Origin of the sequence: Aquabacterium sp. (genome assembly GCF_044226965.1) — a bacterium.
Lineage (GTDB): Bacteria > Pseudomonadota > Gammaproteobacteria > Burkholderiales > Burkholderiaceae_C > Pseudaquabacterium.
In genome coordinates this window covers 14,660-26,268 of sequence record NZ_JBGAGA010000033.1, presented here as the reverse complement: position 1 = coordinate 26,268, position 11,609 = coordinate 14,660, and the positions used below count along the sequence as shown (strand labels likewise).

Genomic DNA, 11,609 nt, shown 5'->3' with positions numbered 1-11,609 from the left:
CCGCGTCAACGCACCAGGCCGCGCTTGGACGCCGCGAAAAAATCGAGCATCACCTGCACGTCCGCGTCGCCGCCCTGCCCGCGCAGCTTGCCGATCTCCTCGATCGCCTGTTGGAGGGTAAGGCCATCACGGAAGATGAGCTTGTGCATGCGGCGGATCACCGCCATGCGCTCGGCACTGAATCCTCGGCGCTTGAGCCCGGTGAGGTTGACGGCACGGGTGGTCAGCGGGTTGCCATCCACCGTCATGTAGGGCGCGACATCCTGCGCCACATGGCCCTGGAACCCGATCATGGCGTGCGCGCCGACGTGCACGAACTGATGCACCCCGGTCAGGCCGCCGATGAAAGCCCAGTCGCCCAGGCGCACGTGGCCGGCCAGCGTGGTGTTGTTGGCCATCACCACGTGGTCGCCGACGCGGCAATCGTGCGCAATGTGCACGTAGGCCATGATCCAGTTGTCGGAGCCGACGCGCGTGACGCCGTCCTCCTTGGCGGTTCCGAGGTTCAGCGTGCAGAACTCGCGGATCGTGTTGCGGTCGCCGATCTCGAGTGCGGCGGGCTCGCCGGCATAGCTCATGTCCTGCGAGATCGCCCCGATCGACGCGAACTGGAAGATGCGGTTGTCGCGGCCGATCGTCGTGCGCCCTTCGATCACCGTGTGCGGACCGACGGTGGTACCGGGACCGATGCGCACCTCCGGCCCGATCACGGCATAGGGTCCCACCTGCACATCGTCAGCAAGCTCGGCACGCGGATCGACCAGCGCGGTCGCGTGGATGCGCGTCATGTCGGCTTCAGCCCACCCTGCGCATGGTGCACATCAGCTCGGCCTCTGCCGCCGTTTCGCCACTGACGCTGGCCCGCGTCTTGTACTTGTAGATGCCGCCCTTCACGCGCTCGATCGAGGCTTCGAGGATCAGCTGGTCGCCGGGCTCGACCACGCGCTTGAAGCGTGCGCCGTCGATGCCGACGAAGTAGACGACCGTGTCGTCGGTGAGGTCGGCGCCCATCGATTCGAAGGACAGCAGTGCAGCAGTCTGCGCCAGGGCCTCGAGCATCAGCACGCCGGGCATCACCGGTCGTCGCGGGAAGTGGCCCGAGAAGAAGGGCTCGTTGATCGTGACGTTTTTCAGCGCCTTGATGCGCTGGTTGAGCTCCAGCTCCAGCACCCGGTCCACCAGGAGGAACGGGTAGCGGTGCGGCAACTTCTTCAGGATGTGGTGGATGTCGAACACGGCGGCGGTCAGGGTTGTTGTGCTTGTCTTCGCTCCAGGGCGCGCAGGCGGTCGCGCAGGCTGTACAGCTGGCGCAGCGTGGCCGCATTCTTTTCCCAGGACGCATTGTCGTCGAATGGAAACAGTCCGCTGTAGGTGCCCGGCTTGCGGATCGAGCGGGTCACCGCGGTGCCCGCGCTGATGTGAACATGGTCGACGACCTCCAGGTGGCCGAGGATGATGGCGGCGCCACCAACGGTGCAATGGCGGCCGATGCGCGCCGAGCCCGCGATGCCGACGCAGCCCGCGATGGCCGTGTACGCACCGATGCGCACGTTGTGCCCGACCTGGATCAGGTTGTCGAGCTTGACGCCGTCCTCGATCAGCGTGTCGTCGAGCGCACCGCGGTCGATGCAGGTGTTGGCGCCGATCTCGACGTCATCGCCTATGCGCACGGCGCCCAGTTGCTCGATCTTCTCCCAGCGGCCTTGCGACGGGGCGAAGCCGAAACCGTCGGCCCCGATCACGGCGCCTGAGTGCAGGATGCCGCGCGCACCGATGCGGCAATGGTCGGCCAGCGTGACGCGCGGATGGAGCCGGGTGCCCTCGCCCACCATCGCACCGGCGCCAACGATGCCGTGCGCACCGATGACCGCACCGGCCGCGATCTCGGCCCCCGCGCCGATCACGACCAGCGGTCCGATCGAGGCGCTCGGGTGCACGCGCGCACCGGGTTCGATCACCGCACTTGGATGCACACCGGCCGCCGCGGCAGGACGTTGCCGCGCCGCCCACCATTGGGTGAGGCGCGCGAAGTACAGGTAGGGTTCGGGGCTGACGACGGCCGCGCCACGCGCCGCAGCGGCATCGGCGAAGGCTGGCGCGACGATGACGGCGGCCGCCAGCGTGGTCGCCAGTTGAGCGGCGTAGCGCGGATTCGCGAGGAAGCTCAGCGAGCCCGCGTCGGCCGACTCCAGGGGTGCCAGCCGGCTGATGGCCACCTCGCCATCGCCGCGCAGCTCGCCTCCCAGCGCGGCGACGATCTCGCCCAGCCGCGCCGGTGCAGGCACGGCAGCGCTCCTTACTTGCCAGCCGGCGCGGCGTTCAGCGACTTGATCACCTTGTCGGTGATGTCGATGCGGGCGCTGAAGAACACCGCGTCCTGCAGGATCAGGTCGTACTTCTCGCTGTCGAAGATCTGCTTGATGACCTTGTTCGCACGCTCGACCACGCTGGACAGTTCCTCGTTCTTGCGCTGGGTCAGGTCTTCCTGCAGTTCGCGGCGCTTGCGCTGCAGATCGCGATCGGCTTCGACGAGTTCGCGCTGGCGACGCGTGCGCTCGGACTCCGACAGCGTGGGTGCGTCCTTGTCGAGCTTGTCGGCCGCGCTCTTCACACGATTGGCCTGTTCGTCCAGTTCGGTGCTGCGCTTCTTGAACTCGCTCTCCAGGCGAGCCTGGGCGGCCTTCGCCGGGGCGGCCTCCTTCAACACACGTTCGCTGTTGACGTAGCCGATCTTCAGCTCCTGCGCCTGCACGGCCCCCATGGCCGAGACGGCGGCACCGGCCACGATGAAGGACTTCAAAAGCTTGGTGATCATCAGAACGTGGTCCCGATCTGGAATTGGAAGCGTTGGATTCTATCTGTCGGCTTGCTGCGCAACGGCGAGCCATAGCTGAGCTTCAGCGGACCGACAGGCGAGATCCAGGACAGGCCGACGCCGGCCGATGCCCGCAGGCTCGCCGCATCGATGCGCTCGCCTTCGCGCCATACGTTGCCGGCATCGGCAAAGGCAAAGATGCGCAGCGACTTGTCGTTGCCGGTGCCGGGCACCGGGAAGTACAACTCGGCGTTCAGGTTCAGCTTGCTCGCGCCGCCGACGTAGGCGCCGGTCGGGTCGATCACGCCCAAGGAGCTCTGCTCGAACACACGCACCGAACCCAGGCCACCGCCGTAGAAGTTCTTGAACACGGGGAACGGCCGGCCACCCAGGCCCTTGCCGTAGCCGAGTTCACCGTTGATCATCAACGTGAACTTGTTGTTCCAGAACGGGAAGAACTGCTGGTACTGCGCGTTGCTGCGCATGTAGCGCACGTCGCCGGCAATGCTCCACTCGAGGTTCACCCGCTTGTAGCTGCCGGCAATAGGCGTGAGCACGCTGTCGCGATCGTCGCGCGCCCAACCCAGCGTCAGCGGCAGCGAGGTACTGCTCGGGCCATAGCGCACGCGGTAGTCGAAGTACTGGTTCGGAATGCCGGCCGTGGCGCCGATCTTGGTCTGCTCCAGGCCCAGGCCGACGAACACGGTATCGAAGTCGTTGAACGGCACGCCGAAGCGGATCGCGCCGCCGGGCGTCGCGATCTGGTACTGGTCACCCAGGCTGTTGAGCGGACGCGTGGTGCGGTAGTACAGGTCGATCGCCCGCGAGATGCCATCGACGGTGAAGTACGGATCCACCGTGCTGAACACCAGGCTGCGCTGGCTGCGGCTGGTGTTGACCTCGAGGCCCAGGTAATTGCCGGAGCCGAACACGTTGTCCTGGCGGATCGAGGCATTCAAGGCCAGGCGGTCCGCGCTGGAGAAGCTGATGCCGAAACTCAGGTTGCCCGTCGGCCGTTCGACGACATTAACCACCAGGTCCACCTGGTCGGGCGACGAAGCGACCTCGTTGGTGTCGACGTTGACTTCCTTGAAGTACCCCAGGCGCTCGACCCGGTCACGCGAGAGCTTGATGCGCTGCCCGTCATACCAGGAGGATTCGAGCTGCCGGAATTCACGGCGAACCACTTCGTCACGCGTGCGGGTGTTGCCCGCGACATCGATGCGGCGGACATAGACGCGCCGCTGCGGATCGGCCACCAGCGTGAGCGCCACCTGGCCGTTCGCGCGATCGATTTCAGGCCTGGCTTCGACACGCGCGAAGGCATAGCCATAGATGCCGAAGCGATCGGTCATCGCCTTGGTGGTCTCGGCCACGGCCGCAGCGCGGTAGGGCTCGCCGGGCTTGATGGTGACCAGTTCCTTGAACTCGTCGTCCTTGCCCAGCAACTCGCCCTGCACCTTGACCGAGGTCACCACGTAGGGCTGACCTTCCTTGATCGTGATGTTGATCGAGATGTCCTGCTTGTCCGGAGAGATCGTCACCTGGGTCGATTCGATCTCGAACTCGAGGTAGCCACGGTTCAGGTAGTAGGTGCGCAGCGTTTCGAGGTCGGCGTTGAGCTTGGCCCGCGAGTAGCGGTCGTTCTTCGTGTACCAGGTGAGCCAGCCACCGACCGTGAGGTCCATCAGGCCCGTCAACGTGGATTCGCTGAAGGCCTTGGCGCCGACGATGCGGATCTCCTTGATCTTCGCCGCATCGCCTTCGGTCATCGTGAAGGTCACGTTGACGCGGTTGCGATCGGTCGGCGTGATCGTCGTCACCACCTCGGCACCGTAGAGGCTGCGCGAGAGGTACTGGCGCTTGATTTCCTGCTCTGCGCGGTCGACCAGTGCACGGTCGAAGGGCAGGCCTTCGCCGATGCCCGCGTCCTTCAGCGACTTGATCAGCACGTCCTTGTCGAACTCCTTCAAGCCGACGAAGTTGACGTTCTGAATGACTGGCCGCTCCTCGACGATGACCACGGCCACCTTGCCATCGATCTCGATGCGCACGTCCTTGAACAGGCCGGTGGCGAACAAGGCGCGAAGCGCGGCGGCGCCCTTGTCGTCCGTGTACGTGTCGCCTACGCGAAAGGGCAGTGCCGCGAAGACCGTTCCGGGGTCGGTGCGCTGAAGGCCCTCGACACGGATGTCGGCCAGCGTGAACGGCTCCACCGCGCGGGCGGCAGGGGCAGCCAGCGTGGCAGCAACGGCCACGGCCATGGCCACGGGGCGAAACAAGCTCGTCGGGGATTGGGGAAACATCGGATCGATCAGTGCAGGCCCAGCAGGCGGGCCACGTCGTTGAAGAGAGCCACCGACATCATCGCCAGGAGAACAGCGATGCCACCGCGCTGCAGACGCGCGAGCCAGAGGTCGGAAACCGGACGCCCGGTCAAGCCCTCGAAAAGATAATACATCAGGTGTCCGCCATCGAGCATCGGCAGCGGCAGCAGGTTCAGCACGCCGAGGCTCACGCTCACGAGGGCCAGGAAGCCGAGGTAGTACGCCAGGCCCAGGTTCACGGATTGGCCGGCGTAGTCCGCGATGGTCAGCGGTCCGCTCAGGTTGCGGACCGAGGCCTGGCCGATCAGCATGCGGCCGAGCATGCGCAGGCTCAGCATCGAGACTTCCCAGGTGCGCACGGCACCACGGTAAAGACCTTCGACCGGACCGAGCCGCACCGTGACCATTGCCGGCGGTTGACCCGGCACGATGTCGACTCGGCCGACCTTGCGCTCGCCCTCGCCGACGACACGGGGCGTCACCGCGAAGTCCATGACCTGGCCCTGGCGTTCGACGCGCCACTGCATGGTGCGCGCCGTCCGACCGCTCACGGCCCCGCTGATCAGCTCGCGCAGCTGGAACGCGTCGCCGATCGGCACGTCGTCGACCCGCAGCACCCGGTCACCGGCATGCAGCCCTGCCACAGCGGCCGGGCCACCGGTCTTCACTTCGCCGAGCACGGGCTCGCTGAATGGCGCCCCCAGACCGATGCGCTTCATCGCCGCGGCGTCGATCTCCTGGGTCTCGAGCTGATCGAGCGGCAGGACCACCTGGCGCTGGCCCTGGCCGCGCGTATCGGTGATCGACAGCGTGATCGGCTTGCGCTGCAGGGCATGCTGGGTCACCTGCCAGCCAAGATCGCTGAGCGAGGACACGTCCTGCCACTGACCGTCTTCATCGGTCCAGGCACGGACCCAGTCACCCGAGCGCATGCCGGCGCGCTCGGCCAGGCTGGCGGTGGCAGGCTTGGACAGCAGCGCCTTCGGTTCGTCGACGCCGATCCAGTGGGAGGCGGCGTACAGCAGCACCGCCAGCAGCAGGTTGGCCAGCGGACCGGCGGCGACGATCGCGGTGCGTTGCCACAACGCCTTGCGGTTGAAGGCCTGGCCGAGCAAATGCGTCGGCACCGGACCTTCCCGTTCATCGAGCATGCGCACGTAGCCGCCCAGCGGCAGCACCGAGACGACGAACTCGGTGTGGTCCGCAGAAGCCTGACGCCGCCACAGCACGCGCCCGAATCCCACCGAGAACCGCAGCACCTTCACACCGCAGGCCACCGCAACGCGGTAGTGGCCGTACTCGTGCACGACGATCAGCACGCCCAGCGTGACCAGGAAGGCCCAGAAACTCGTGAAGGTCATGCCGACATCCTCTCGACCGCCGCAGCGGCCCATGCACGCGCCCGCGCATCCAACGCCAGCAGGCCCTCGATCGCCGACACCTCGTCGCGCGCCGGCAGCACCGCGGCCACGGTGTCGGCATTCAGATGATGGATGTCGGTGAAGCGGATGCGCCGGTCGAGGAAGGCCGCGACGGCCACCTCGTTGGCCGCATTCAGAACCGCGGTGCTGCCCTCGGCCGCGCCCAAGGCGTCGTAAGCCAGGGCCAGGCCCGGGAACCGTCGCGGGTCAACGGCCTCGAAGCTCAGCGCCGACAGCGACAGGAAATCCAGCCGGCTCGCGCCGGAGGCCATGCGCTGCGGATGCGCGAGCCCGACGGCGATCGGCACTTTCATGTCCGGTGTCCCCAGTTGCGCCAGCACCGAGGCATCACGGCACACCACCATCGAATGGATGATGCTCTGCGGATGCAGCACGACACGGATGCGCTCGGGCGGCAGCTCGAACAGCCAGCGGGCCTCGATCACCTCGAGCGCCTTGTTCATCATCGTGGCCGAATCGACCGAGATCTTGCGGCCCATCACCCAGTTCGGATGGGCCACCGCTTCCTCGGGCGTCACGCTGTGCAGCGTGGCAGGGTCACGGGCGCGGAACGGGCCGCCGGACGCCGTGAGAACGATGTGATCGATGCGCTCGGCCCATTGGCGTCGATCATCGGGCAGGCACTGGAAGATCGCCGAGTGTTCGCTGTCGATCGGCAGCAGCGTCGCGCCGCCTTGCCGCACCGTCTCCATGAAGAGCCCGCCACCGACGACCAGCGCTTCCTTGTTGGCGAGCATCAGGCGCTTGCCTGCGCGCGCTGCCGCCAGGCAAGGCGCCAGGCCGGCGGCGCCAACGATCGCGGCCATCACGCTGTCGACCTCGGGATGCGCCGCCACGTCGCACAGCGCCTGCGCGCCGTACAGCACCTCGGTCCGCACGCCCGCGTCCCGCAGTTGCGTGCGGGCCGCCAGCGCCTGCGACTCGCTGCCCAGCACCGCATACCGCGGTCGCCAGCGTCGGCAGAGCTGCACCAGCTCGTCCACCCGTTGCTGCGCGGTGAGCGCGAAGACTTCGAAGCGCTCGGGATGCAGCGCGATCACGTCCAGCGTGCTCGCGCCTACCGAACCTGTCGCGCCGAGGATGCACACGCGCTGGATCATGGCCATCCGTCCAGCGACCGCGCTCACAGGCTGATCAGCGCCAGTGCGGCCGGCAGCACCGGCAGCAGCGCATCGATGCGGTCGAGCACACCGCCATGGCCGGGCAGCAGCTGGCTCGAATCCTTGGCGCCGGCCGCGCGCTTGACCAGCGATTCGAAGAGGTCACCCACCACGCTCAAGCCGGCCAGCAGCACGGCCGCGACGATCAGGCCAGGCCAGCCCAGGCGCTGCTGCAGCAGCAGGAACAGGCTGGGCGAACCGAGGTTCCACTGCGCCTCGCCGGCCATCCACAACAACGCCAGCAGCAGCACGCCGGCAATGCCCGCGTACACGCCCTCCCAGCTCTTGCCCGGGCTGATGCTCGGCGCCAGCTTGCGCCGGCCGAAAGCACGGCCGCCGAAATAAGCCGCTATGTCAGCGGCCCACACAACACACAGCACCGAGAGCAGGAAATTGATGCCGATCACCCGTGCCTGCGCCAGCGCGGTCCAGGCCAGCCACAGCAGCGACAGGCCCAGCAGCCAGCGCAGCGGCATCGGCCACTTCGGCCATGCCGCCGGGCCGCCCCGGAGGACCAGTGCGCCGCCCACCACCCAGGCCGCAACGCCTGGCCACCACAGCATGTGCGACTCACCAATGCGCGGAAGGTCACGTCCGGTGATGGCACAAGCCAGCGCCAGCACGAGGCCGCTGGCCACGGCCGGCACCATGGTCGGCAGGCCGTTCAGCCGGGCCCACTCCCAGCCGGCCGCGCTGATCATCACCAAGGTCAGCACACCGAAGGGGACCGGGCTCGAGGCGAACAGGCAGGGCAGGAACACGGCCATCATCAGGACCGCGGTGATCACGCGCTGGCGCAGCATGAAGGGGCTTGTCCGCCGGATCAGCCGGCGTGCACGGGCACTGCTGGGGTCACGCCGCCGAAGCGGCGTTCGCGGCCGGCATAGTCGGCCAGCGCGGCATCGAGTTCGGCCTCGCCGAAATCGGGCCACAGGCAATCGGTGAACACGAACTCGCTGTACGCCGACTGCCACAGCAGGAAATTGCTGATGCGCACCTCGCCCCCGGTGCGAATGAACAGGTCCGGGTCGGGCGCATGGGCCATCGCCATGAAGCGCGACAGGCTGGCTTCATCGATCTGCTCGGCCTTCAGGCCCGCCGCAACGGCTTTGCGGCAGGCCTGCACCATGTCCCACCGGCCGCCGTAGTTGAAGCAGATCGACAAGGTGATGCGGGTATTGTGCCGCGTCGATTCCTCGGCTTCGGCCCAGGCCTTGCGCAGGCGCTCGGACACCGTGTCGCGCTCGCCCACCACGACGATGCGCACCCCGTTCTTCGCCATCTTGGCCAGGTACTTGGCCTGCGCAACGGCCACCAGACCCATCAGGCCGGAGACTTCATCTTCGGGCCGCTTCCAGTTCTCGGACGAGAAGGCGAACACCGTCAGGTAGCTGATGCCGCGCACCGAGCACGCGTCGATCAGGCGCACCAGCGCGTCCACCCCGGCCTTGTGACCGAAGAAGCGCGGCAGGAACCGCTTCTTGGCCCAGCGTCCGTTGCCATCCATCACGATGGCCACATGGCGCGGAATCGAGAGGTCGCGCTGCACGGCGGGCGGTCTCGGTCAGACCGCCAGGATCTCGGCTTCTTTCGAATGCACGAGCTTGTCGATGTCGGCCACCGTGCGGTCGGTGAGCTTCTGCACGTCGTCCTGCGCGCGCCGCTCCTCGTCCTCGGTGACGGCCTTGTCCTTCAGCAGCTTCTTCAGGTGCTCGTTGGCTTCGCGGCGCAGGTTGCGCACGGCCACCTTCGACTCCTCGCCCGCATGACGCACGACCTTGGTCAGGTCCTTGCGGCGCTCTTCGGTCAGCGGCGGCATCGGCACGCGCAACAGGTCGCCCTGCGCCGAGGGATTGAGCCCCAGGTCGCTTTCACGGATGGCCTTCTCGATCTTCGCGCCCATGCCCTTTTCCCAGGGCTGCACGCTGATCGTGCGAGCGTCCAGCAGCGAGACATTGGCCACCTGGCTGATCGGCACCATGGAGCCGTAATAGTCCACGTGCACCTGGTCCAGGATGCCCGGGTGGGCCCGGCCGGTACGGATCTTCTGCAACTCGGCCTTGAATGCTTCGATGGTCTTGGCCATCTTGCCTTCGGCGGTCTTCTTGATATCGGCAATCGTCATGGTGAATGCTCCTGATCAGACGTGGACCAGCGTGCCCTCGTCTTCGCCCAGCACCACGCGCTTCAACGCGCCCGGCTTGAAGATCGAGAACACCTTGATCGGCAGCTTCTGGTCGCGGCACAGCGCGAAGGCGGTGGCGTCCAGCACCTGCAGGTTCCGGGCGATCGCTTCGTCGAAGCTGATGCTGGCGTATCGCGTGGCCGACGGATCCTTCTTCGGATCGGCGGTGTAGACACCATCGACCTTGGTGGCCTTCAGCACGATCTCGGCCCCGATTTCGGCGCCGCGCAGCGCGGCCGCGGTGTCGGTGGTGAAGAAGGGGTTGCCGGTGCCGGCCGCAAAGACGACGATCTTGCCTTCTTCCAGGTACTGCAGCGCCTTCGGCCGGACATAGGGCTCGACCACCTGCTCGATGCTGATGGCCGACATCACGCGGGCGGTCATGCCTTCCTGGCGCATCGTGTCGGCCAGCGCCAGCGCGTTCATCACGGTGGCCAGCATGCCCATGTAGTCGGCCGTCGCGCGGTCCATCCCCACCGAGCCGCCCGCCACGCCGCGGAAGATGTTGCCGCCGCCGATCACGACTGCCACCTCGCAGCCCAGCGCGGTGACCTCCTGTACTTCACGCACCATGCGCACGATGGTTGCGCGATTGATGCCATACGCATCATCGCCCATCAGGGCTTCGCCCGACAGCTTCAGGAGGATGCGCTTGTAGGCCGGCATGCGTCGGGGCTCCGCTCAGATCGTCAACTGTGGAATTTTAAGGGGCGCCGGCGCATGCGGCGCCCGGGTGCGGGGCGGGTCAAACCCGGGGCACCGCCCCGCCCACCGCGGGCTTACTGGCCCTTGGCGGCCGCAACCTGCGCAGCCACCTCGGCGGCAAAGTCGTCGACCTTCTTCTCGATACCCTCGCCCACCACGTACAGCGTGAAGCCGGTGACGTTGGTGTTGGCCGCCTTGAGCATCTGCTCGACCGTCTGCTTGCCGTCCGAAGCCTTCACGAAGACCTGGTTGAACAGCGAGACTTCCTTCAGGTACTTCTGCACCGAGCCTTCGACCATCTTGGCCACGATGTCGGCCGGCTTGCCGGATTCGGCGGCCTTTTCGGTGGCGATCTTGCGCTCGAGCTCGACCTTGTCGGCCGGCACCTGGGCGGTGGACAGCGCCAGCGGCTTCATCGCGGCGACATGCATCGCGACATCCTTGGCAGCCACGTCATCACCGGTGTACTCGACCATCACGCCGATGCGCGTGCCATGCAGGTAGTTGGCCAGCTTCGAGGCACCCGACCAGCGCTGGAAGCGGCGGATCGTCATGTTCTCGCCGATCTTGCCGATCAGGCCCTTGCGCACATCCTCCACCGTCGGTCCGAAGCCGTCTTGCGACAGCGGCAGGGCCGACAGCGCGGCCGCGTCGGCCGGGTTGTGCTGGGCGATCAGGTCGGCGCAGCTCTTCGTGAAGGCGAGGAAGGATTCGTTCTTCGAGACGAAGTCGGTCTCGCAATTGACCTCGATCATCGCGCCGGTGCCGCCGTTGACGCTCGCAGCGACCACACCTTCGGCGGTGATGCGCGAGGCCGCCTTGCCGGCCTTGCTGCCCAGCTTGACGCGCAGGATTTCCTCGGCGCGGGACATGTCGCCGTTGGCCTCGGTCAGCGCCTTCTTGCACTCCATCATCGGGGCGTCGGTCTTGGCGCGCAGTTCGCCGACCATGCTTGCAGTGATAGCAGCCATCTTC

At 66.8% G+C, this 11,609-nt stretch carries 12 protein-coding genes; all 12 read right to left on the bottom strand.

Annotated elements, in window-relative coordinates; translation table 11 throughout:
• Window positions 1–5: 5 nt before the first annotated feature.
• Window positions 6–788 (bottom strand): acyl-ACP--UDP-N-acetylglucosamine O-acyltransferase, encoded by a 783-nt coding sequence (lpxA, locus tag ACILR4_RS15905; protein WP_395701827.1) that lies wholly within the window; start codon window positions 786–788, stop codon window positions 6–8.
• A 7-nt stretch (window positions 789–795) separates the two neighbouring features.
• Window positions 796–1,236 (bottom strand): 3-hydroxyacyl-ACP dehydratase FabZ, encoded by a 441-nt coding sequence (fabZ, locus tag ACILR4_RS15900; RefSeq protein WP_395701826.1) that lies wholly within the window; start codon window positions 1,234–1,236, stop codon window positions 796–798.
• A gap of 8 nt (window positions 1,237–1,244) precedes the next feature.
• Window positions 1,245–2,285: a UDP-3-O-(3-hydroxymyristoyl)glucosamine N-acyltransferase gene (lpxD, locus tag ACILR4_RS15895; RefSeq protein ID WP_395701825.1), complete on the bottom strand. Its 1,041-nt coding sequence runs from the start codon at window positions 2,283–2,285 to the stop codon at window positions 1,245–1,247.
• Between the two features lie 11 nt (window positions 2,286–2,296).
• Entirely contained in the window at window positions 2,297–2,815 is a 519-nt protein-coding gene (locus ACILR4_RS15890; RefSeq protein ID WP_395701824.1) for an OmpH family outer membrane protein, read from the bottom strand.
• A complete protein-coding gene (gene bamA, locus ACILR4_RS15885) occupies window positions 2,815–5,079 on the bottom strand; it encodes an outer membrane protein assembly factor BamA (protein WP_395701863.1) in 2,265 nt (754 codons plus the stop codon). The genes ACILR4_RS15890 and bamA overlap by 1 nt, the downstream gene beginning before the upstream one ends.
• A gap of 50 nt (window positions 5,080–5,129) precedes the next feature.
• The gene (gene rseP, locus ACILR4_RS15880; protein ID WP_395701823.1) at window positions 5,130–6,503 is read right to left on the bottom strand and encodes an RIP metalloprotease RseP; all 1,374 of its coding nucleotides are present in this window, start codon (window positions 6,501–6,503) and stop codon (window positions 5,130–5,132) included.
• The gene (gene ispC / locus ACILR4_RS15875; protein ID WP_395701822.1) at window positions 6,500–7,684 is read right to left on the bottom strand and encodes a 1-deoxy-D-xylulose-5-phosphate reductoisomerase; all 1,185 of its coding nucleotides are present in this window, start codon (window positions 7,682–7,684) and stop codon (window positions 6,500–6,502) included. The genes rseP and ispC overlap by 4 nt, the downstream gene beginning before the upstream one ends.
• Window positions 7,685–7,707: 23 nt before the next feature.
• A complete protein-coding gene (locus ACILR4_RS15870) occupies window positions 7,708–8,547 on the bottom strand; it encodes a phosphatidate cytidylyltransferase (protein ID WP_395701821.1) in 840 nt (279 codons plus the stop codon).
• Between the two features lie 20 nt (window positions 8,548–8,567).
• The gene (uppS, locus tag ACILR4_RS15865) at window positions 8,568–9,293 is read right to left on the bottom strand and encodes a polyprenyl diphosphate synthase (RefSeq protein ID WP_395701820.1); all 726 of its coding nucleotides are present in this window, start codon (window positions 9,291–9,293) and stop codon (window positions 8,568–8,570) included.
• 15 nt (window positions 9,294–9,308) lie between these two features.
• Window positions 9,309–9,869: a ribosome recycling factor gene (frr, locus tag ACILR4_RS15860; RefSeq protein ID WP_395701819.1), complete on the bottom strand. Its 561-nt coding sequence runs from the start codon at window positions 9,867–9,869 to the stop codon at window positions 9,309–9,311.
• A 15-nt stretch (window positions 9,870–9,884) separates the two neighbouring features.
• A complete protein-coding gene (gene pyrH, locus ACILR4_RS15855) occupies window positions 9,885–10,595 on the bottom strand; it encodes a UMP kinase (protein ID WP_395701818.1) in 711 nt (236 codons plus the stop codon).
• A 113-nt stretch (window positions 10,596–10,708) separates the two neighbouring features.
• Complete coding sequence (gene tsf / locus ACILR4_RS15850; RefSeq protein ID WP_395701817.1) at window positions 10,709–11,605, bottom strand: translation elongation factor Ts; 897 nt, start codon at window positions 11,603–11,605, stop codon at window positions 10,709–10,711.
• Window positions 11,606–11,609: the final 4 nt, after the last annotated feature.